19 protein-coding genes are annotated in these 23,519 nt (G+C 39.5%); 9 read left to right on the forward strand and 10 right to left on the reverse strand.

Going from position 1 to position 23,519, the window contains the following annotated elements; all coding sequences use genetic code 11:
• The coding region (locus tag ACQKN2_RS13100; protein WP_427415334.1) for an S-layer homology domain-containing protein at nt 1-1,159 on the reverse strand (1,159 nt) is incomplete at its 3' end.
• 602 nt (nt 1,160-1,761) lie between these two features.
• On the opposite strand from ACQKN2_RS13100, the gene ACQKN2_RS13105 reads away from it, so the two are divergent.
• From ACQKN2_RS13105 to csaB, 5 genes are all read left to right on the forward strand, one after another.
• Nucleotides 1,762-3,633, forward strand: coding sequence for an S-layer homology domain-containing protein (locus ACQKN2_RS13105; RefSeq protein WP_427415335.1), 1,872 nt, complete (start codon nt 1,762-1,764; stop codon nt 3,631-3,633).
• 839 nt (nt 3,634-4,472) lie between these two features.
• A complete protein-coding gene (locus ACQKN2_RS13110) occupies nt 4,473-5,213 on the forward strand; it encodes a WecB/TagA/CpsF family glycosyltransferase (RefSeq protein WP_427415336.1) in 741 nt (246 codons plus the stop codon).
• Nucleotides 5,210-6,766: a putative polysaccharide biosynthesis protein gene (locus ACQKN2_RS13115; RefSeq protein ID WP_427415337.1), complete on the forward strand. Its 1,557-nt coding sequence runs from the start codon at nt 5,210-5,212 to the stop codon at nt 6,764-6,766. The genes ACQKN2_RS13110 and ACQKN2_RS13115 overlap by 4 nt, the downstream gene beginning before the upstream one ends.
• 20 nt (nt 6,767-6,786) lie before the next feature.
• A complete protein-coding gene (locus tag ACQKN2_RS13120; protein ID WP_427415338.1) occupies nt 6,787-8,700 on the forward strand; it encodes a DUF5693 family protein in 1,914 nt (637 codons plus the stop codon).
• Complete coding sequence (gene csaB / locus ACQKN2_RS13125) at nt 8,700-9,779, forward strand: polysaccharide pyruvyl transferase CsaB (RefSeq protein ID WP_427415339.1); 1,080 nt, start codon at nt 8,700-8,702, stop codon at nt 9,777-9,779. Before ACQKN2_RS13120 ends, csaB begins: the two co-directional genes overlap by 1 nt.
• Before the next feature lie 42 nt (nt 9,780-9,821).
• On the opposite strand, the gene ACQKN2_RS13130 is transcribed toward csaB, so the two are convergent.
• On the reverse strand, nt 9,822-10,655 hold the full coding sequence (locus ACQKN2_RS13130; protein WP_427415409.1) for a flagellin: 834 nt from the start codon (nt 10,653-10,655) through the stop codon (nt 9,822-9,824).
• 514 nt (nt 10,656-11,169) lie between these two features.
• Nucleotides 11,170-11,643, reverse strand: a complete 474-nt coding sequence (locus ACQKN2_RS13135; protein WP_268636099.1) for a transcriptional regulator — start codon at nt 11,641-11,643, stop codon at nt 11,170-11,172.
• Nucleotides 11,644-11,841: 198 nt separating this feature from the next.
• Between ACQKN2_RS13135 and ACQKN2_RS13140 the strand changes: the two genes are divergently transcribed.
• On the forward strand, nt 11,842-13,416 hold the full coding sequence (locus tag ACQKN2_RS13140; protein WP_427415340.1) for a hypothetical protein: 1,575 nt from the start codon (nt 11,842-11,844) through the stop codon (nt 13,414-13,416).
• Complete coding sequence (locus tag ACQKN2_RS13145; RefSeq protein WP_427415341.1) at nt 13,413-16,175, forward strand: DEAD/DEAH box helicase; 2,763 nt, start codon at nt 13,413-13,415, stop codon at nt 16,173-16,175. Before ACQKN2_RS13140 ends, ACQKN2_RS13145 begins: the two co-directional genes overlap by 4 nt.
• Nucleotides 16,176-16,423: 248 nt before the next feature.
• On the opposite strand, the gene ACQKN2_RS13150 is transcribed toward ACQKN2_RS13145, so the two are convergent.
• Nucleotides 16,424-16,855: a single-stranded DNA-binding protein gene (locus ACQKN2_RS13150; RefSeq protein ID WP_427415342.1), complete on the reverse strand. Its 432-nt coding sequence runs from the start codon at nt 16,853-16,855 to the stop codon at nt 16,424-16,426.
• Nucleotides 16,856-17,164: 309 nt separating this feature from the next.
• On the opposite strand from ACQKN2_RS13150, the gene ACQKN2_RS13155 reads away from it, so the two are divergent.
• Nucleotides 17,165-17,590 (forward strand): YwpF family protein, encoded by a 426-nt coding sequence (locus ACQKN2_RS13155; RefSeq protein WP_323648647.1) that lies wholly within the window; start codon nt 17,165-17,167, stop codon nt 17,588-17,590.
• Between the two features lie 101 nt (nt 17,591-17,691).
• Nucleotides 17,692-18,672 carry a nuclease-related domain-containing protein gene (locus ACQKN2_RS13160; protein ID WP_427415343.1) on the forward strand — a complete coding sequence of 327 codons (981 nt, stop codon included), beginning with the start codon at nt 17,692-17,694 and terminating at the stop codon, nt 18,670-18,672.
• 1,248 nt (nt 18,673-19,920) lie between these two features.
• Here ACQKN2_RS13160 and ACQKN2_RS13165 read toward each other — a convergent pair.
• The 6 genes from ACQKN2_RS13165 to ACQKN2_RS13190 all read right to left on the reverse strand — a co-directional run bounded on the left by ACQKN2_RS13165 (nt 19,921) and on the right by ACQKN2_RS13190 (nt 23,512).
• Entirely contained in the window at nt 19,921-20,295 is a 375-nt protein-coding gene (locus ACQKN2_RS13165; RefSeq protein ID WP_427415344.1) for a hypothetical protein, read from the reverse strand.
• A 109-nt stretch (nt 20,296-20,404) separates the two neighbouring features.
• Nucleotides 20,405-20,788, reverse strand: coding sequence for a hypothetical protein (locus ACQKN2_RS13170; RefSeq protein WP_427415345.1), 384 nt, complete (start codon nt 20,786-20,788; stop codon nt 20,405-20,407).
• 188 nt (nt 20,789-20,976) lie between these two features.
• Nucleotides 20,977-21,420: a 3-hydroxyacyl-ACP dehydratase FabZ gene (gene fabZ / locus ACQKN2_RS13175; protein ID WP_427415346.1), complete on the reverse strand. Its 444-nt coding sequence runs from the start codon at nt 21,418-21,420 to the stop codon at nt 20,977-20,979.
• A 62-nt stretch (nt 21,421-21,482) separates the two neighbouring features.
• Entirely contained in the window at nt 21,483-21,767 is a 285-nt protein-coding gene (locus ACQKN2_RS13180) for a DNA-directed RNA polymerase subunit beta (protein ID WP_427415347.1), read from the reverse strand.
• A 47-nt stretch (nt 21,768-21,814) separates the two neighbouring features.
• Entirely contained in the window at nt 21,815-22,654 is an 840-nt protein-coding gene (locus ACQKN2_RS13185; RefSeq protein WP_427415348.1) for a flagellar hook-basal body protein, read from the reverse strand.
• A gap of 24 nt (nt 22,655-22,678) precedes the next feature.
• Entirely contained in the window at nt 22,679-23,512 is an 834-nt protein-coding gene (locus ACQKN2_RS13190; RefSeq protein ID WP_427415349.1) for a flagellar hook-basal body protein, read from the reverse strand.
• Nucleotides 23,513-23,519: the final 7 nt, after the last annotated feature.

A 23,519-nucleotide genomic window follows, 5' to 3' on the forward strand; every position in this document is an offset into this window, starting at 1 on the left:
CAGAGAACACAACTTTAAGTGCTTTTGTTCCTAGAGATTTTACTTCTTTAACAGCTGGAATTTCGTTGTCAACTGCTTTAAATTCTACATTTTTCGCTGTGATAGTTAAAGTACCAGCTTTTACATTAGAAACGCTAACTGCATCAACTTTATTGTTGTCTAATTTATGTTCTAATGTAAGAACAACTGTTTTTTCATCATCTAAAAGTTTTACAGATTTAATTACTTTACCTGATTTTAAAGAGTAGTTTGCTTTATCAGTTGCTGTTTCTTTATCAACTTTACCGTCAAACGCTACTACTACTTCTTTAAGGTTAGTTGCAGATACAGATTTAACTGCTGTAGCTGTAGTTACAACGTAAGTAACTTTTGCTTTGTATTCTACATCTTTGATTTTGAAAGTAACTTCTGTTTCTTTGTTAGCTTCTAAAGCTTTTTCTAAAGTAACAGTTTCTTTAGTACCATCAGTTAAAGTTACGTTTAAAGTTTTAGCGTCAACTACTTCGATTTTGTCGATTTTTACAGTTGTATCTGCAAGCTCAAGAGCGCGAGAGAATACTACTGCAAATTCTTGACGAGTGATTGAAGCATTTGGGTTTAGGTTTGTTTTACCATTTACTTCAGTACCTTTGATAATGCCGTTTGAAACAGCGATTTCAAGGTAAGATTTAGCCCATGGTTTAACAGTTGAAGCGTCAGCGAAATCTTTAAGATCTGCTTCACCTTCTAATTCGAAAGCTTCTACAAGAATTTTAGCTGCTTCTGAACGAGTTAAGTTTTTGTTTGGTGCGAATTCAGTTGCACTTACACCTTCAAAAATTCCGTATTCTACAGTAGCTGCGATTGCATCATAGTACCAAGCGTCTTTTTTAACGTCTTTGAAATCTACAGTGCCTTCAGCTTCTAATTCTAAAGCACCTGTGAAGATTTTAGCTGCTTCTGCACGAGTGATTGAGTTAGTTGGGTTGAAGTTTCCTTTTTCATCACCAGAGATTACTCCAGCGTCCACTAAAGCTTGAACTGCTTCTTTAGCGTAAGGTGCTACTTTATCGAAATCCTTGATTGTTGCTGCAGATGCTGCAGGAACGATTGCTGCTGCAACAAGTGCTGCTGTTGCTGATGCCGCGAAAAACTTACGGCCTTTGTTTTGCTTTGCCATTATTGTATTCCTCCCTAACATTTCCTTTAAATTGGTATTATTCTCACGAAAACTATAGTACTGCTTAGCCTAAATGTATGTATTATAGCTTCCTTGAATAATAAAAAAACCTACAAGCAAATTTTCTTAGTAATTTCACTAGAAAAAGAGTATTAGAATACCATTCTAGTAAATTTATTCACTTTCCACAATAATATAACACTATCTTTCTCTAAATTCAAGCATTATGGCATAAATTTAGATATAGAAGATTTTTTTACCGGTTATATTATGGTATCCACTATAACCCAATATTATTGCCTTATTTAGGTTGGTAACATATAGAACCATTTCCTATTATACCTGACTCTCAACATTATCCAAGCATTTTCTGGAATAGATACGAAATTGTCAAATATTAAAGACTTCCGTAAATAATTAGTCATAATTGTAAAGAAACAGAAATATATAACGCGATTTCCAAAGGAGGAATGTAATTTCCTTCATTATTATTACTATAAAAATTCATCTGTTCCCATGTTGTAACAATAGATTCCCTTTTTTTATGCTACACTTTTGATAGTTTGATAGGATCTTATCAACTATTGAAAGGAGCTTAAAAAATGAAAGGCAAACTCTCTATTTTCGGGGCCATGCTTATCGCGATGTTCTATTTAGCACCTACAAATGTAGCTGCAGAAGATATTTCTAAGCACTGGGCCTACTATGAAATGAACTATCTTATTACACATAACTTAATGAAGGGTGATGATTCAGGCAATTATCGCCCGAATGATTCCGTCACTCGTGCTGAATTCACAGCATTTCTTGTAAGAGCACTTGACTTACCAGAAGTAGCTACGAAACCTAACTTCTCGGATGTACGTGAAGGAGATTGGTATTACGATGTCATAAAGCAGGCGAGTCACTATCAATTAGTCAAAGGCAATGCAAATGGAAAGTTTAATCCAAATGATAAAATTGATCGTCAGCAAATGGCTGCCATGCTAAAAAGAGCACTCGATTACCAAAACATCAAGACGACTGCCTCCCCTCTTAAGTTTAATGACAATGCTAGTATCGCAAAATGGGCATATGCCGATGTTCAAGAAGTCGTGTCGTTAGGGCTGATTGTTGGTAAGCCGAACAATACATTTGCGCCACTAGCCCGAGCAACACGTGCTGAGTCAGCTACTGTACTTTATCGATTGATACATTTAGATGCACCTGAAGTTGGTGGGAAGCAATATACTACTACCAACTACTCACAGGACTACAAGGCGGTAGTAGATAAACAGGCGAAAAACAATCCAAAAGTAGATGGTTCTGGCATTTTCACAGCTAGCGAGGCACTAGTGTCATACTATGTACACCCTAAAAGTTTTATTCAAGATACCCCGTCCTATTATCAATTTTTAAAATTATCGACGGCTGTTACGAATCTAAATGCAAAAACGATCAACGAAAAAGTTCTTTATAATAAAGGAAATTTAATCGGTACAGCAGACGCCTTTATTCAGGCAGGTGTTGATCATAATATTAATGCCATCTATTTGTTATCACATGCATTGCATGAAACAGGCAATGGCGCTTCAGCACTGGCAAACGGTATTGAAGTTGGTCTCGATAAGGACGGTAAAGCAGTAATGGTCACGACTGAAAATCGAAACAGCTTGACTGATATTAAGAAAACATACAATGTTTATGGCATTGGCGCTATTGATGCAAACGCCAATAAATATGGAGCTGAACGAGCTTATACAAATGGATGGTTCACAATCAAGGATGCGATTATTGGTGGGGCACAATTTGTGAAAGATCAATATATTAGTAAAGGGCAGGACACATTGTATAAAATGCGTTGGAATCCTGAAAACCCAACGGTCCATCAGTATGCAACACATGTTATGTGGGCAGTGCTCCAAGCGCAAAAGATTTATGACATGTATGAATTAACTGGGGCCAATACTACGACTAACTTAGTATTTGACGTTCCTGTCTATCAAAATCAGTCTTCCCCTGCTTCGTTACCTACTCCTGCAAAGCAATATGCGGTCGATACAGCTTTAGCTGGGGCCACTGGACAGGCTACGGTTGACGACCTAAATATGAGAACTTATCCGAATACAGCGGATGCTTCTTCCATCATCACGAAATTACCTAAGGATACATCGTTCACTGTGATAGGTGAAAATGGCGGTTGGTACAAAGTCAAAGTGAATGGACAAGAAGGATGGCTATTTAAAGATTATGTAAGTCTGAAAAATGGATTACAGATTGTCGATATGAACATCACTCTAAATGTAAGAAGCGAGCCATCTACTACGTCTTCTATTTTAGGCACCGTAAAACCAAAGAGCTTTATCATTGGTGTTGTAGATGCTAATGGTGAGTTTGTAAAAAACGGCAACTGGTATAAGGTGATCTTTAATGGTAAAACAGGATGGGTTTATGGTGATTATATTGTAAATAATAAGTCACTGGATTCAGAATAGCTTTATAAAGAAGGAGAGTGCGAATCATTTAATTCGCACTCTTTCTTTATGTACATCAATTATTCAAATCCAGGAAAAGTTTAAATTCCCCCATGATGATACGCTTATTTTTCTATAATATTTATATGCTACATATATAATAGAAGAAACTCAAATAGTAAGGATTATATTACCATTTTATCATATTATTTTTACTGTCTTTTGAAAGGTACTTTAGTAGATTCATCACTGTAAAATTGAAAATGTGTTTTGGTAATATGTGATATCGTGCAAAAAGTTGATTGGAGTGGAGACTGGGTGACTCCTCGGGGATTAGCGTTTCAGATGAGACCCTGCAGCGAAGCGAAGCGGCTCATCGAACGCCCCCAGGAAAGCGCCCAGCCGGAACGGAAATCAACCCTCAGTTATGGTGGTGAACCTACTATAAGACAAATATGCTGTAGCAATTCCAGTCCGCTGCCCTTCCCCTTTTTCTTCACAATCCTCCCCATATCATTCCACCGAAAATTTCCTGTCAATATTGCTTTTATGGTATGATATATTGCAGATCAATTATGCCTTGGCATAATTGCGTCCGGAATCGGCTTTGTACTTAGGCCTGCACGATGCAGGTCAGTTAGCCGTTATCGCATGGATGCGATGATTTTAGGCTAACATCCCCTAAGAACTCCTTTCCGATTCCGTGACATCCGCCGGAGGCTTTAGGCCAACACAATGTTGGTCACTCAGTCGTTGCCACAGGACGGGGCGTTCTTAGACTGAGTTCCTCTATTTCAGCGGGTGTCCAAACACCCGCTGAAAGAAGTGAAAAAGGAAATAAAGAAAGGTTTGAACACTATATGAAGCATGTAACGATTATGGGCGTACCCTTTTTACATAGTAATCAGCAAGAGTTTGTTGATATACTCGTCAATCGTATTGAACATGAAGAAAAGACATTCGTCATTACAGCAAATCCCGAAGTCGTGATGCAGGCAAATGAAAACCCTACTGTCATGAATTATCTGAAGCAAGCTACTTACATTTGTGCAGATGGTATTGGTGTTGTGAAAGCTGCACAAATACTTGGTGATCCGCTTCCGGAGCGTGTCACTGGTTACGATACGATGGTACGACTTTTAGAAGTGGGCAATACAAAGCGCTTTAAAATCTATCTGTTAGGCGCGCAAAATGAAACGCTTGAAAAGACTATGCAAAATATTAATCAAACATATCCAAATGTGGACATAGTAGGCTATCATGATGGATTTTTTGATTGGAACAAGAATGATATTACAAATGAAATTGCTGCATTAAAGCCTGATCTTGTATTTGTTGCCTTAGGTGTGCCAAGACAAGAAAAATGGATTTCCGAAAATCTGGATCAATTTAGCAAAGGTGTATTTATAGGTGTTGGTGGTTCCTTTGATGTCATTGCAGGAACAGTCAAACGAGCTCCTATGATCTGGCAAAAATTAAATCTCGAATGGCTCTACCGACTGCTTCGTCAGCCAAGTCGTTTTGGAAGAATGCTTGTCCTTCCTCGATTTGCTTTAAAGGTTTTCGCATTAAAATTTAAAGGTCAGGGAGCACCAAAATGAGCCAGTCCACATTTGTCAAAAGCACTCTTGTCCTAACAGTTGCTATGTTGCTTTCTAAAGTCATCGGTAGTATTTTCAGAATTCCGCTACAAAATATAGCGGGCGATGAGGTACTAGGTATATTCAGTTTAGTGTATCCAGTCTATATGGTGGCACTCTATTTATCGGTTGCTGGAATTCCTATTGCCATTTCGAAGCTAATTGCGGAGGCCAATGCAAAAAAAGATACAGATAAAGTGAAGAAAATTTATGTCACAGCAAGCATCCTAGCGATATGCTTTGGCGTCTTAAGTTTTGCAATCATTTTTGGCTTTTCAACTGAAATCGCAAATGCTTTAGGGGGCCCGTCAACAAAAATCGCGTTAATTGTTGTTGCTCTTACATTGCTCGTTGCTCCTTATATGGCTGTCTATCGAGGATTTTTCCAAGGCTATGGGGATATGCGTCCGACTGCGATTTCTCAGGTAATTGAACAGTTAGTGCGTGTTGCTCTAATTTTAATTGTTGCCTATTTCCTAGTTGCAATGGATTATTCCAATGATATTGTTGCTGGGGGTATTATGGCAGGCTCTGTACTTGGGGCTGTTGCATCCCTCTTCTATTTACGCGTTAAATATTTCCGTTCATCTGTAAAAGTAACCAGCAAGGAGAAATATAAATATAACGATTTCTCATTCTATGGTAAGACAATTTTAAAAATATCGATTCCGATTGCCATCGGTTCTGTCACAATGGCACTCTTTAACTTTGTTGACTCCTTTACAGTAACGTACGGCTTAAGAAGTGCTGGAGCTGACTCAAGTGAAATTAGTTTCCTTTATGGGATTTATGGTCGAGGATTAACGCTTGTTCAAATTACAACTGTTTTTGCGTCCTCTATCATATTACCACTTGTTCCACTGATTACGACAAAAATAGCCGAACGTAAATTAGATGAAACACGTGGGATTATTGAGCAAACACACCGTATTACTCATCTTATTTCCTGGCCGGCTGCTTTAGGGTTACTAGCATTAACCTTACCTTTAAACCTCGCTCTTTTTACAGACTTAGAGGGAAGCTTAATGTTAGCGATTATTAACCTTAGCTCTGTATTTACATCCCTTACACTACTTGGTACAGGTATTTTACAAGGGATGAATGCTGCCAAAACAGGCGCCATCATCATTATTAGTGGCGTTGTACTAAAGATATTTTCAAACATCTTCTTTATCCAAGCCTTCGGATTAGATGGGGCTGCCTATGCAACATTATTTGTTTACTTTGTTTTATTTATTGTAAATTCTATTTTTATTTATCGTGCAATCCGTTTCACTGTATTTGGGAAAGATACGATCAAAATCATCCTATCTTCTATCCTAATGGGAGCTGCTGTCGGATTGCCTACACTATGGTTTGATATTGAAAAGTGGTCAAGACTATGGGCAATGGGTTATCTAGCTGTTGCAATTGGTATTGGATGTGTTATTTATTTCCTATTGTTATGGCTAATGAAGGCCATTGATAAACAAGATTTAAAGAAAATCCCGATTATCGGAAAAAAGTTTTCATAAATAAGAGAGGTAGAAAATTTATGTCGAAACAGAAATGGCTTTGGGGAATTGTCATCCTATTGCTCGTCGTGTCTTCACCTGGAATCATGATGAGATGGAATGCTGAGCAATCGAATGATGCCTATGAAATAGTGATTCCTTATGATGAAATTCAAGTAGTAAACAAGGAAAGCGATTTAACAATGGATAAAATCCTTTCCTCTTTAAAAGATGCAGGGCTTACAACGGTTAGCCTTGAGCCGTTAACATTAAAGGAAATGGAACATCAAAGCCTGGTTTCCATTTACAATGAAAATGAATTAGCGGCACAACTACGTTTCACGCCTTATAAAGATGCTATTGATAGCAGTAAGAGTGGATACTATATTAGCGTTCCTGAAAACGCGAGCTATCAACAGCTCATTAAAGACAGCATTAAGCCAGAAGAAGTACAAATAGGAGATGAGTCTTTCTATTTTCTTCCGAGCTCAAACCATCGTTATGATTTAAAAACACCAATTGGTTACGATAAGCCTGCAATAGAGATGATCAACAAGCATGATCTGTCCCTCATTTTTAAAGTAGAAAATGCAGACAATAAAGCGGCCAACGAAAAAATCGTTAAGCAATTGCTTGAATTAAAAGATTCATCAGCTGGCCGTTTACTTGGTTCAGGGACTGAAGCAATCGGATTTGGACAAAAATCAGGCAATGTATTCGTTGAAAAGCTAAGTGAGGCAGGCTACTATTTCTACACAATTGAAAGCAATCCCCTTAAGGGTGAAGACAAAATTGCCAAAAGTACAGATTATAATATGATTCGCTTGCACAGCATCAATGTCAACAGAGAGACAAAGCTAAAGCCTGCTGTAAGCATTGATCGTACAACACGCGCGGTGAAAGAGCGAAATATTCGATCTATCTTCTATCATATTAAAATAAGAGGTAATGCTGAGAAAAATTTGGCTGAAACAATTGATTATTTAACGGGTGTTCAAAAACAGATGCCAAATCATTTCAAGTCTGGCACGCCACAACTATTTGATGTTGTTGCAGTCCCAACATGGGTAACGGCACTTGTCTTATTAGCAGGTATCGTATTTACTTTCCTTATCTCAGAACTAGTGAAATGGATGCCACTTCGTATAGCAGCAGTTTTATTTATGAGTGCTTTAGCTATCGCGTACTTCCTTCTGAAAAGTACCCTTTTCTTACAAGCATTCGCGTTAATTATTGCAGTTATGGCCCCAACGTATGCAGTCATTAAAGCAGCTAAGGGCTCTAAGAATATTGCTTCGATCTTACTACAATATTTGAAAGCAGTTGGTATTAGCATCATCGGCATCGTTATTGTCATCGGGTTATTAAATGGCAATGCATTTATGACAGGCTTTGAAGCATTTAAAGGCGTTAAGCTCGTTTATGTTGTTCCAATCGCAGGTGTATTAGTATTTGTGCTACTAGAACTCAACCGTCTAGTTGATCAAAATCTAAAGAAAACACTTTCAAATACCGTTACTTTATTAAATAAAGATTTAAAATATTGGCATGTTTTACTGCTAATCGTCGTTGCAGGTATAGGTTTATTCTATATTAGTCGAACAGGTAACGCTGGTTCCGTTAGTAATGCAGAATTGGCATTTAGACAATGGCTTGAAAATATCCTATATGTTCGACCAAGAACGAAAGAATTTTTAATTGGGTTCCCATTCTTTGTTTTAGCGCTATATGTGATGGGCATTAATCGAAAATGGGGCAGTATCCTTCTAGTACCAGGCGTTATTGGATTCTTGTCTATCGTTAATACCTTTACACATTTACACATCCCTGTTGCTGTGTCGGCATTACGTACACTTTATAGCGTTTCACTTGGTTTTGTCGTAGGACTAGTATTTATCTTTATCTTCAAGATAGGTTACCGACTTATTTCTAAAGCAGTCGCGAGGTGGTCATAATGCATGTTGTATTGTCTGGCTACTACGGATTCGATAATGTTGGCGATGATGCGATCCTGCTTTCCATTATCCAAGCTCTAAAAAAATGTCAACATGATATAGACATTACGGTATTATCGAATAATCCAGCGGCCACTGAAAAAACATATGGTGTGAAGGCCGTGAATCGTTGGAAAATGAACGAAATCAGACAAGTACTAAAATCAGCAGATGGGCTCATCAGTGGTGGCGGTAGCCTCATGCAAGACCAAACAGGAATGAAGACGATTCCTTACTATGCGGGCGTTATTCAAATAGCAAAGTGGTTAAAAAAACCTGTATTTGTTTACGCTCAAGGCATGGGTCCAATCAATCATCCTGTAAGTAAATTTATTGTTCGCAAAGCCTTTAATAAGGTAGAAATAACAGTGCGAGATAAAGCCTCACAATCTCTTTTAACAGAGATTGGTGTCAAAAACGAGGCTTTAGTGGTGCCCGATCCGGTAATTGGACTTAACGGCAGCACCTTCCATACTGAATGGTTAGCAGATGCGTCCTTATCAGCAAACACTTATATTGCTATAAGTGTTCGTGATTGGCCATCAACAGTAGATTACAAGCAAAAAATAGCGAACAGCCTCGATCAATTAGTACGTCATGGAGAACAGATTGTCTTCTTGCCAATGCATGGTGAGCATGATGCAAAGTCTTCACAAGAAGTAGCAGCACTTATGCAAGAAAAAAGTATCATTGCCCCTGCTGATTTATCGATTGAAGAAAAAATTGCAGTAATTGGTCAATCTAAATTGCTAATTGGGATGAGATTGCACTCACTAATTTTCTCAGCCATCTACTCTACCCCATTTATTGCGATTTCTTACGATCCAAAAATCGATGCATTTGCTGAAATCATGGATCAACCCATTATTGGACATGTTGAAGTAGATAATTGGAACGGGACATTATTGTTCGAACAAACAATAAACGTAATTGAACAATTACCGACCATCCAAGAAAACATGCACCAAAAAGTCCAAGCGTTCCAAGTTGCCGCAGAGACGACAGCAAAATTAGCATTAGAGGCTTTCACAAAAGCATAGAAGTTACGAAAAATGATGAATTTCAATAAAAATTGAAATTCATCATTTTTTTTGGAACTCTAACAATTTTAAAATGGATTGTGCCTGCTGCATATGCATCGCTAGTACATACTGACTTGCCTGCATTAGAATTTGGGCCTTCACCATATTCATCATTTCTTTGGCGATATCTGCATCACGAATGCGAGACTCCGCATCTTGTAAGTTTTCTGCTGTGTTTACGGTCGCGTTATAAGCATGCTCTAGACGATTTTGGTAAGCACCTAGTCTTGAGCGCTCGCTTGATACACACTTTAAAGCCTCGTCCATTGTAGAGATGGCTTTATCGGCATCCTCACGAGTTGCAATAGATGTCTTATCGTCCAAGCCAAGTGCTTCAGCACCCATATTGTTCATCAACAGCTCGATGCTTTGACCCGAGTTGGCACCTGCTTGAATTTTAATACCGTTCGTAGCATATTCCCCATTTAGCAATGTCTTAGTATTGAACTCCGTGTCCTTCGAGATGCGCTGAATTTCTTTTTTTAATTCCTGAAATTCCAAATCGAGTTTCTCCCGATCACTATCCGTTAATGTATCGTTGGCTGCCTCGACTGCGAGCTCGCGCATGCGCTGAATCATACCATGTGTTTCATTCAATGCTCCCTCAGCTGTTTGAACAAGTGAAATACCATCCTGGATATTCTTTGCGGCCATGTTCAAACCGCGAATTTGCGCACGCATTTTTTCAGAAATCGCAAGTCCCGCTGGATCATCAGCGGCACTATTAATGCGGTAGCCAGAAGAAATTCGAAGCATTGCCTTACTCATTGCCCCGTAATGTCTATTCATATTATTTAAAATTGACATCCCCGTCGCTGACCACTTTCCAAGCATCATTTCACCACCCCCTATTGTTATGTATATCGGTCTATTTTACATTCTTTTAAATTTAATTTGGTAATAGTTTCAAATTTAGTAAGCCCTATATAGTAATGATTTCTAATCCATTTTCATAATTTCTACTTTAGACTCATTTCAATTTCACCTTGGCAAAATTGTGCCCGCACTATACATTCCATTCAACATCCGTAACATTCGTCAGAGGTTTTAAGGCAACAGTACTTATGTGTAAAAGCATAGCGACAAGATGTTTTTTGTGCGAAAGCGCAGTGCTAACGTAGCGACAGCAACAGCAACAGCATGATGTTGTTCTCTAAGGCGTTCTGAAGTTCTTAGCCTGAGTTCCCCTATTTCAGTAGGAACCACATCCTCCTTTATCTCATCCCCTTCAGAAATGAAAGTATTCTGTAACTGTCGTTTCACTTTCACTACAAAACATTTGCTGAATGAAGATAAAAACACCCATTTCTCATATATGGAAAGGGTGCTTAAATAAAATACCGTGTATTCAATTTTCGAAACCTCCGAGTTGATGGTTCTTTTGTTGTAGTAGTTCAAAAAAGAGATCTTTATTATGATCTAGTAATGCCTGGTCGATTAAATAATCAATGTTTTTCTGCTCCAATTCTGTAATGAGCTGATCTACTTCGCCAACAGTCACTGAAGATACAAGTGGTAACTGAGGCTTTGGAGTAGCGCTTTCAAGAATCGGTGCTAGATGCTCATGAACATTTGTAATTAATAATAATTGATATAATGGCAGTCGGATAAAACGATTCCCTTTCTGGAAAACAAACACCTCAGATATATTTTCAATTTGCTGTGTATTCAAATTGATAATCATCTCTTTACCTTCAATGGGAATGAAATGGAAAATCTCATTTTCTTTTAATATAGAGAAATATTGATAAGCAAACACGAGACGTAGTTTGTCTCCAGTAATTTTCGTGTAAAAAGGCTTCATATATTGAACTTGCATCATCCTTCATCCCTCCCTATATATCTGATTATTCAGATTTTAACATAAATAAATTATCTTGTTAACTATCTTTTCCTTGATTTTTTTCTTTCAAATCATTCGGCTTATCATGGACGCAATTTAATCGTATAATGGAAGGACAGTCTTTTTTTCTTTATACTTACATGCTCACTAGCTATACATTTTGAAAGGAGTGAGGTTATGGCATTGTCTATTGCCCAATTAGCTAAGGAACACCAAGAATTTATCCTTGCCAAATTACAGGAAGCTGAACAGGCGTTACATCCTTCCTCTACTGAAGACGAAGAGCTAGTGCGTCGTGCTGTTTTCTCAGTGCGGAACAAATCAGTTGTCTTTGAACGTTTTAATGGAGCAAGTTCTATATTATATGCAAGCGTACAGGATGTCAGACCTGCTTCTGTAGAAATTGATTTTGCCAAAGAGGAGATGAGCTGTAACTGTCCTCAGCTAAAATGGTGTAGACATCAAGTTGGCGCATTGCTTGCCCTCTATCAGTATTTTGATTCTGTGCAAAATTGGTCAAGCGCTTGGCGTGCGCAAAAATCAGTGCAATTAAAATCATTAGCAGATGAACGCAGTCCAGAAAGCTGGCAATTGATGGTCAATGAAGTTATGAAACGTTTATTACCACCTGGGCGTATTTTAGAAGGGTATGGCCTTTCTGCTATACGGACAGATGCAATGGAGCGACTTCAACGGCATATGCCCTTCGAGCGTGAGTGGCAGCCATTGTATAAGCTTTTTATGGAGCTATCGATCTTTAATACAATATGGCGTCATTTAAATGAGACAAAAGGACATTCGTTGGATTCTCCTTATATGAAATATTTTATTGATCAAAGTGTCCAATCATTCGAAAGTATTTTGACAGAGCTAACGGGCCGATCACGACTTTTTGCCACTGACCCATTCTATGATGCAATTCAGGAATTAGTTAGGGAGTTTTTATTGGAACGACAAGGATTGTTTGCTGATCGACTACAAATTTATATGTTGCTTTGGGCAGTGCTTTTTTATGAAAAGCCGCGACGCGAACAGGAATTAGCACTTATAAATAACCTTGAGAATCCTTCATCTGAGATTTCCTTGCAGTCATTACAACTGCTATTTTATGTACTGCTACAAAAAGAAAGTTTATTACAGGAAAGAATTGCCCATATTGATGTACAACATATGCAGGACCTTTTTGAGCTGGCTACCTTTGCAAAACGTGCTAGCGAATCACTTGCACAGACCATTATTTTACGTGCGATGCTACCATTTACCGAAGTCTTTTTACAGCAAACTGTGCCAGTTGTAAAGCGAGCTCAATACGTACGGCAATTCCAGCTTTTATACGAAGACATACAGCTTACAGAGGAAGAGGAAGCTACATTATATAGTGCATTTGGTGTTTACGGGCTTCAACCGTTTTCGTTCTTTCTTATTAAAAAAGGACGTTATCGTGATTGGGCAGCCCTTCATCAACTAAACCTTTCTTCCCTTTCCTATTTAGAAATGTGTGGACTAAAGGATGTGCTTCAGGTTGCTCCTGCAACAGTATTGCCCTTATATCATCTATATGCCATGACTGAAATTACACAAAAATCACGTATGAACTATAAGCAGGCTGTACGAATTTGGAAAAGTATGCGCAGTGCAGCAAAGCGTGCTGGTAAAACGGCTTATTTCGAAACATATATGCAAACCATTCGTGCAGAGTATAAACGACTCCGTGCATTACAGGAAGAAATTGAGAAAGGAAACTTAGTATGATGACTATAAATGCTCCTTCCCCGTTTTCAAAAAAACTACAGCTTCGTATTCATGCAGCACAGGAAGGATATTTTACGTTACAGGGATTTACTGCTGACGGTGCAGCAATGGACGCAGACTCACTCATTTCTTCATTATTTTTCAACTATGAAGCGAATGTCTATGGTATATTAACCAATCGATCAGAGCTTACGATTGAGGTTTCAACCTCTGAGCTCCTTGATATTTTTTCACAGCGTTATCTACATCCTTTTATTAAATGGCAAGGTGTAAACGCAGAAAGTCAGGTGTTACTAGAAAAAGCGTCGGCTTTACAAACGTATTGGCAGGAGCCATCGCTCTGGTCACACGCAGTTATTGCAGATGATTTTTCCTCGCTAACATTTCCTCTAGACGATGTAGAAACAGCTTTATTAGAAACGGCCGTGCAGCAAAAACTGACACAAGCAGGTCTTATGCTGTCTGATTTACCAAAGCTAGTGCCATTTTTCTTGCGTGGTGGCTGGCCATTAGAGCAGGAACGACAAGCAGGTGCAGTGACTGTCTCCCTACGCTTAAGTGAACCTGAGGAAGATTCAGATGTTTGGCTTTTAGAAACAGTACTTAGCACGGCTACAGCCAAGAACTACTGGACGCCTGCTATGCGAAAGCAGTCACTACCAATCGCTGACGCTCTACCAGCAAAATGGCAAATGTATGCTGAAGCTATTGAACAACAACAAGGACAAATTGTAGATCTTCTTTCTAATGAAGATGTAAGTAACGATATTTTCATCCGTATTATGCTTGAGGATTTACAAGTTCGAACATTTTTACGTGAAGATTTAGCAAGATTACAGGCACTTGGCTTTGACGTTGTATTACCAGCTTGGCTTAAGGATCTAAAACAGTCAAAAATGCGTGTTCGTGTAAGTACTGGCAATGTATCGACGAAGAAGGTTGCTGGACTAGATGATATTTTAACGTTCAAATGGCAATTTTCTATGAATGGACAGTCCATTTCACCTGAGCAATTTAAAAAGCTTGTGGAGGAGAAACGCGAATTCATTCGTATAGGTACTGAATGGTTTCGAGTCGATGCAAACTGGATGCAAGAAATGCGTACATTGATGCAGCAAGCAGAAGATGAAAGCTGGACTGTTCGTGAATTGCTATTTCGTGAGCTACCAGAGGATTTATCCTTACCTCTTGAAGAAGAGGATGCCGATGATGAAATGCGAGATGACCCGATTTTTGCATTTGAATTGCAACAATCGCTTAAATCCTATATGGAGCAGCTTCAAGAGAAAAAGGGACTTCCGACAGTACCAGTTTCTACATCTTTGCAGGCTGAATTACGACCTTATCAGCATGAGGGCTTCGAATGGCTTGTCTTCATGCGCGAACAAGGCTTTGGTGCGTGTCTAGCGGATGATATGGGTCTTGGTAAAACGGTTCAGCTTATTTCATATTTGCTTTATCTTTATGAAACAATTGAGGACACAAAGCCAGCCATCATTATTTGTCCTACTTCAGTGTTAGGCAACTGGCAAAAGGAACTTGCGCGTTTTGCTCCTTCCTTGATTGTGCATACGCATTATCAGGCGAATCGAGCAAAAGAGGATGCTTTTAAACAGCTAGTAGAAAGAGAAAAACCACATGTGATTTTATCTACCTACGGCACCGTATCTCAGGATGCTGAGTTTTTACAGGAAGTAGAATGGGCAACTGTTGTACTTGATGAAGCTCAAAATATTAAAAATATGCAAACGCTCCAATCAAGAGCTATCCGTAAATTAAATGGTATGCATCATATTGCTTTAACAGGTACACCGGTGGAAAACCGTTTATCGGAGCTTTGGGCAATTTTTGACTTTATCCATAAAGGCTATTTAGGTAGCTTCGGTCGCTTTAACGAAGAATTTATTTTACCGGTAGAACGAGATGAGTCTGAGTCACATAAACAGAAGCTACGTACAAAAATTCAACCGTTTTTACTTCGTCGTACAAAACGAGACCCACACTTACAACTTAACTTACCAGATAAGCAAGAGTCTCATGATTATTGCCCATTAACAACTGAGCAAGCCTCTCTATATGAAGGATATATATTAGAGACACTCGATCAGCTAGAGCAATTAACAGGCTTTCAAAAAAAGGGACGCGTCTTAAAAATGCTCAGTAAGTTAAAGCAATTATGTAATCATCCTGCCTTGTATTTAAAAGAACCTTTCGAGGATGCAGAATCAATGCTGACTCGTTCTACGAAATTAGAACGTATCGTGCAAATGGCTACAGAAATTGTGGACAACGGCGAGCAATGCCTCATTTTCACACAATATATCGGAATGGGACAATTACTACAGCATTGTTTTAGTGAACTATATAATATTGATGCACCGTTCTTAACAGGTGCAATGCCTAAGCAGCAGCGTGACCGCTTAGTAGAGGCTTTTCAGGCAGGAGATTTCCCAATATTTATCCTTTCCTTAAAAGCAGGTGGAACAGGGCTAAATTTAACAGCTGCAAATCATGTATTACACGCAGATCGCTGGTGGAATCCAGCCGTTGAAAATCAAGCGACAGACCGTGCATATCGAATTGGTCAAACACAATTTGTGCAAGTGCATAAGTTTGTTACTATTGGTACCATCGAAGAGAAAATCGATAAAATGCTAGCTCAGAAATCTGCATTATCAGAAGAACTAATTCAATCAAGCAAGTGGTTAACTGAGTTAGAAGATGATGAACTTCGTGATTTAATGAAGCTCGATTTTTAAAGATATATATATGCGCCAAGAGCAAAACGTTCTTGGCGCTCTTTTTTTCAGCGGATATTGCCTGTTACTTCTTCCCTACTTACTTCATATTCATATTTAGTTGTGTTTAAAAGGCTCACTGCTGTGCGGTCTTCAGCAATGAACTACGTTATGGAAGGTATACATCATTCCTCTCTAAATTGATTACGGTGCAAGTATAGAAGGAAAATGGCGGATCAGACAACTTGCACTTGCCCCGTATGTACCATTTAGGACTGCGATACTACTGGTAATTGTACTTCTACCTCAGGTAGTACAAAATCCGTTAAGCCGTCCTGCTCATCAGGTGGCTTTGGTAACACAATAGCCCCATCACGATCCCTTGGCTTTAGTTGATAAAATCGGACATCTTCTACGACTACTTCTGTTATAAAAACCTTTGTGCTGTTTTCATTTAAAAATGATCTTGATTGAATACGACCATTTGCCCCAATTAATGAGCCTTTTCCGCAATATTTGACGATATGCTCTGCAAGCCTTCCCCAAACTGAACAAAGAATAAAGTCAGCATCCACTTCCCCACGACTGTTTTTGTAATTGCGATTAATGGCTAGAGAAAAATGTGTTTGCACGCGATTTTCAGATAAGTGTCGTAACACTGGATCCTTTGTTAACCTTCCGACCAGTCCGACTTGGTTCATTGATTCACCTCCTTTGTTTTTGATTGCTCTCATCATACAAAAATTAATTCAGCATTGGCAAAAGTCGATTTTTATCATTTCCTTCAGTTTTTAATCATAAATTGGGTATATTGAGACTTTTACTTTTCAATTATTGAATGTTTTTTCGGGCTGAATGCTTTTCACTGTAGTAGCAAATGCTAATTGTTGAAATATGCAATTTCGCTGTTTTTATTGATTGTGCAAACAACAGCATGGCCCCTTCCATAAACAGGGCTAATTGAATATGTTATACTAAAAAGGATGACCGACTTAGGAGGATATTACATAATGAAAACATTTAAGATGCTTTCCTTTGACCTTGTTACAAAAGACGGCATGCAACCTTTCCCTTTAGTCGATGGTATTATTATTAACCAGGAAAATAGCCATCAATCTTGGATTCTTGAACTGTTTATGGACCGACAATATCGTTCAACTTTTGATGAACTTCTAGCGAATGCTACTGTCTTTAATGTACGTGCAGTTATTTCATTTCCAGATAATGAGCCTGCTCCTTTCCAGGTTGCCGTACATACAGTTCAAGAAATTGGCGAGCACGTCTCTGTCCTGTTAAAAGGAAAGCTCAAGATAAAACGCTCGAAATATGCCGAACAATTGCTTGCCGAGTTGCTAGCTGAGGGTGTTACTTTAGATAAGTTATTGGACCGCTTCTCACACGATATGAAAGAACGACCAAAACTAAAAAATGATTGAACTAGATTTAACGATGCAAACATCTGCATCGTTATTTTTTATTGGACAGGTATAGATTTTAAGGTACAATACGATGTAAAAATTATAGGAGGTAACTATACTTGTCTATTGCTATTAGGAAAAAGCCTGTAAAATTACTGTGGCTTGAGGCTTTAAAGAGGCGATTGTTCGATGAGGACCTAGATTTTGGCTATTATCATGAGCAATTTCGACGATTTGATGCCGGCTTTGCTGGTGAAAGGAGAGTTGACCGTGAATGGCTTGAATTAATATGTCCCAATACTTTTTTAGTATTACATAATTTAATTCTGATGAATTCGGCGCAGCATTCACATCAACTCGATACTCTCTTCATGTGCCGTCATTTTATGCTAGTGGTTGAAATAAAAAATATTAACGGACGTCTTGATTTTGACGAAATTACTCATCAGTGTATTCGAACGAAGCCAGATGGAACTGTTGAAGGTTTTCCGAATGCCATTACTCAGACCCAACGACATATGCAATTTCTTAAAGTTATTTGCCAAAACTATTCTCTCCCCATAGAGGGCGCAGTTGTTATTTCTAACCCCTCCGCTATCATTGCAAGTCATCCAAACTCAATTCCGATTTTCCATGTTTCAGGACTTCAAAAACATCTTCATTCCCTTTTTCAAAAATATACACAAACTATTTTAAGCGATGAACAGCTAACTCAAATTGCTCAACAACTCCTTAGTCGACATCAGCCATCGAAACTTCCGGCTTCTCTTGATTCCTCAAGATTTCGCCAAGGCGTACTTTGCCCGAAATGCCAATACAAATCTCAAATGCATTATGCTCGAGGGATTTGGAAATGTTCATACTGTCACAATGTGAGCGAAGAAATTTTTGCTGAAGCCCTACAAGATTATCGATACTTAGTTAGACCAACCATTACCAATAAGCAGTTACGTGAATTTTTCTATATCCATTCCAGTGATGCTGCCAATCGTTTACTTAGAAAATTTCAATTTCCTTATACAGGTTCTTATAAAAATCGCGTTTACCAATTACCTGAAGATTTAGTGGAATATATGAAGCCATTTTTCTGTTCTTCTTAAGGGTGCTTGTGCGCGGGAGATTTATCTCCTTTGTGCGCGAGGGCTTACTTCTCCTCCGCTTTGTGGGATTTGCTTCCCTTTTGCGGGTATTCGCTCCTCTTCCGCGGGTATTCGCTCTCCTTCCGCGGGTATTCACTCCTCTTCCGCGGGTATTTCTCCTTCCGCGGGTATTCACTCCTCTTCCGCGGGTATTCACTCCCCTTCCGCGGGTATTCACTCCCCTTCCGCGGGTATTCGCTCTCCTTCCGCGGGTATTTCCACCTTTCGCGGGTATTCACTCCTCTTCCGCGGGTATTTCCCCCTTCCGCGGGTATTCACTCCCCTTCCGCGGGTATTCACTCCTCTTCCGCGGGTATTCGCTCTCCTTCCGCGGGTATTCACTCCTCTTCCGCGGGTATTCGCTCCTCTTCCGCGGGTATTCGCTCTCCTTCCGCGGGTATTCACTCCTCTTCCGCGGGTATTCGCTCTCCTTCCGCGGGTATTCGCTCTCCTTCCGCGGGTATTTCCACCTTCCGCGGGTATTCGCTCTCCTTCCGCGGGTATTCACTCCCCTTCCGCGGGTATTTGATCCTCTTCCGCGGGTATTCACTCCTCTTCCTCGGGTATTCGCTCTCCTTCCGCGGGTATTTCCACCTTCCGCGGGTATTCACTCCTCTTCCTCGGGTATTCACTCCTCTTCCGCGGGTATTCGCTCCTCTTCCGCGGGTATTCTCTCCTCTTCCGCGGGTATTCGCTCTCCTTCCGCGGGTATTCACTCCTCTTCCGCGGGTATTTCCCCCTACCGCGGGTATTCGCTCTCCTTCCGCGGGTATTCACTCCTCTTCCGCGGGTATTCGCTCTCCTTCCGCGGGTATTTCCACCTTCCGCGGGTATTCACTCTCCTTCCGCGGGTATTTCCTCCTTCCGCGGGTATTCGCTCACCTTCCGCGGGTATTCACTCCTCTTCCGCGGGTATTCGCTCACCTTCCGCGGGTATTCACTCCTCTTCCGCGGGTATTCGCTCTCCTTCCGCGGGTATTCGCTCTCCTTCCGCGGGTATTTCCACCTTCCGCGGGTATTCACTCCTCTTCCGCGGGTATTCACTCCTCTTCCGCGGGTATTCTCTCCTCTTCCGCGGGTATTCGCTCTCCTTCCGCGGGTATTCGCTCTCCTTCCGCGGGTATTCACTCCTCTTCCGCGGATATTCGCTTACCTTCCGCGGGTATTAAAAAAAGAGTGTTCCATTAGCTGGAAACACTCTTTTTTAAATTATCGTGTAACTTTCTCTTCAACGATCTTTTCTTTAACTACGCCATTAGCATTTGGAACAGTGTTTGTACCATTTAAATCAGCATTTGTTCCTGGTGTTGTTCTAGTTCCTGGTACTGTAGTTGTTCCTGGTACTGTCGTTGTACCTGGTGTTGTAGTACCTGGTGTTGTAGCTTCTGGAAGCATAGTGTTACGGTTAACACCATTAACGTCACGATTGTAAACGTCATTTCTTTCTTCCACTTTTTCAACACCTCGGCGAACGTCGTGTTTAACGTTCTCCACTGGTCTTGTTTCAACCGCTTTGTTTCCCCAGTTACAACCTCCAAGGAATAAAGCAGCAAGAATAATTGCCAAAAATGACATTCTCCACATATGAAAAAACCTCCTTCCCTCGGTGCTATGTCATCAAATACAATGTCTGCATTTGTGATCCTACATAGATTGCCCGGGAAAGGAGGGAACTATCCGATTTTTTTACAAACTATTTTTGTTTTTCTTTTAACAATTGTTCAATGTATGCTGCTTCTGCTTTACAGTCGTAGCTATAACTTGTACCTAGCTCTTTTTGCAAAGCCTCAATTGCTTCAATTTGCTTATCTGTTGGTTCTTCATTTAAAATTTTTGCAATTACATCGTCGATTTTCTGCGCCATCTCTTCATGGAATTCAGTACTCATCAAAACATCTGCTGGGATTTTTTCGATCCATGCGGCATTTTCTTGAAAATAAGCTTGCCAGCTAGTCATGAAGTCTTCCATAGAAAAACGCTCCTCTTTCCAATCAATACTTGCTAAGTATGATTCAAAAGATGTTGAAATCGAACGCGTAATGCTAATTTTAACACCTGAAGACAATTCCTTATACATCTATATAATCCTCCTACGTTTTAAAAACAAAACTACATGTATTCATTCACAATCACATATAGCGCCATTACATTTTTATAAAATACCGTGATTTCTTTATCTGCATTCCCTATAGAACTATTAAAAGATTAACAGTAAAGACAATTTTCGATATAATTATTTTAAATCTTTTAGCTTATAATTGCAAATTACACCTGTTTTGGTTGTGCAGGTCCAATAGCGAATAGAATATCCGCTTCACATACTAGTTCCCCATCGACTGTCGCCACAGCGTGACCTTTGCCCATTACTCCACGTAGCTTCACGAACTCTACTTCTAATCGAAGTTGATCTCCCGGTACTACTTGGCGCTTGAAACGGCAATTATCAATACCTGTCAAAAAAGCTAGACGACCTTTGAATTCATCTGCGTTTAATAATGCTACGCCACCAACTTGTGCTAGCGCCTCTACAATTAAAACCCCAGGCATTACTGGATAGCCAGGGAAATGCCCATTAAAAAAGTCCTCGTTCATAGAGACATTTTTTAAACCGACTGCTCGCTTGCCTTCTTCTAATTCAACAATACGATCAACGAATAAAAAAGGATAACGATGTGGTAAAATTGCTTGAATTTGCTCCGCTGTTAACATTTCTTTTCCCCCTTAGATGAACATAAATAATTATGTAAAACAAAGTATGGTAAAGAATAATATTATTCTTTACCATTCATAATATCAAATATATGCTGCCATGTTTCTGGTTTGAAAACGTCCATGGCTTTACCTTGTCCAATTACACTATAGCCAATCATTGCACCTAAAACTGCGGCAACAACAACTAAGATGATAATAAGTACAACGCGTAGCCAAATCGGAATCAGCCGTATTTGCACCCATCGAACCTCTCGTTGCTCTCCATTTGAGCCGTGTTCCATCTCTTCTGGTGGCGTATCGGTTTCTTTTGTTTGCATAGAACCTCGACTTGAATCGTTTGTCATAGATTGTACTCCTCTTCATTCCTTACTAAACAGTAATAACGGATTTACTATCGAATACCATTAATGAGCCCAAGCATTTGGTCTGCTAAAGTGACAGCTCTTGCATTGAATTGATAAGAACGCTGTGTCTGAATTAAATCCGTCATTTCCTTTGAAAGATTTACATTCGACATTTCTAAAGCACCGCTCTGCATACCAATTTGCTGACGATTTGCTCCTCGTAATTCAGTGACAACTTCAGCTTGCGTATATCCTAGCTGAGCCAGGTTATTCGGCAATCCAACATAAGAGCCAGAAATTTCCTCCATGAGCTGTGGCTTTTGGAACTCTGTCACCGCTACTTCAGTACGTCTAATATCTCCATTTGGATATGATGCCTCTAATACGCCCCCATCACTGATCCCGAAGCTTGTTACATTTTCCGGTAATGTAATAGCTTGTCCTGCTGCGTTTGCCAATGGATATCCATCTGCAGTTACAACCATTGCTGTTCCATTATTTAATGGTGATAAATAAAAGTCACCTTGACGAGTATACACTGTTTTTGTGCCATTTTCACCATCTGGCATTAAAATATTGAAATATTGTTTTGGTTTTGTAAAAGCTAAATCAAGGTCTCGATTTGTTGTTTGTAGAGAGCCTTGCTTTTGATTAGATTGGATTTGTCCAAGCATTGCACCTGAACCATAGCGGATGCCAACAGGTGATTGTCGAACAGCACGATCTTGTTTGTCATTGTTAAATTGCTGATAAAGCAATTCATTAAATGTAGTTTCTTTTGATTTAAAGCCCTGTGTATTGCTATTGGCAATGTTATTACTAATTGTATCTAGTTTATTTTGTAATTGCCCCATTGTGTTTGTTGCAGTCATCATGGTACGTAACATGATCAAACGCCTCCTGTTCGCCTATTATACTTTCCCGATTTCATTAGCAGCCTTTTCCATACTGCGATCATAAGCTTGTAACACTTTTTGGTTAGCCTCGAAAGCGCGATATGCTGTCATTAAATCAGTCATTGTGCGACTAGAATCTACGTTTGAGCCCTCTAGATAATTTTGACGCAGTGTAAAGGATACGCCATTGGCACCGTAAGCTGTCGGTAAATTCTCACCGTTTTCTGTTCGAATTAAACCATTATCCTGTTTACGTAGCATGTTCGGATTCGTTGCATATGATACGCCAACACGAGCTACTTGCTGATCATTAACATAAACTGCTCCGTTCTCATCTAGGCGGAAATCATCATTCGGTAGCTGTATGCGTTGGCCTCTGTCTGATAACACATACAGTCCTTGTGGATTTACTAAATAGCCTTGACCATCTAATGTGAAATTCCCGTTGCGTGTATATGCTTCTCCGCCTTCTGGATGTGCTAAACGGAAGAAAATAGATCCCGTAGTACCATCTGCATTTTGCGGTAAGTTTCCATCGATTAAAGCCATATCTGTTGTGAAATCAGTGCTATAGATTTGGCCTTGTATGTAATTTGGCAATGTTTCTTGCATATAAATCCCTGTATTTAATGCGCCAACTTGGCTCATATATTGAGAGCCTGCTTGCTGATTAGCAGGTGCATTCGTTTTTCCTACACTTGACATAAGCATGTCGGGAAATGACCGAATTGTTGATTGGTCTGCTTTAAATCCTGGTGTATTCGCATTTGATAAATTATTGGTTAGTAATTCTGTTCGTCTTTGTTGTGCAATCATACCAGTTGCAACTGTATAAAACCCTTTAAACAAAGGACTC

Source organism: Lysinibacillus sp. NPDC093688 (genome assembly GCF_050280145.1).
Taxonomy (GTDB): Bacteria; Bacillota; Bacilli; order Bacillales_A; family Planococcaceae; genus Lysinibacillus; species Lysinibacillus xylanilyticus_B.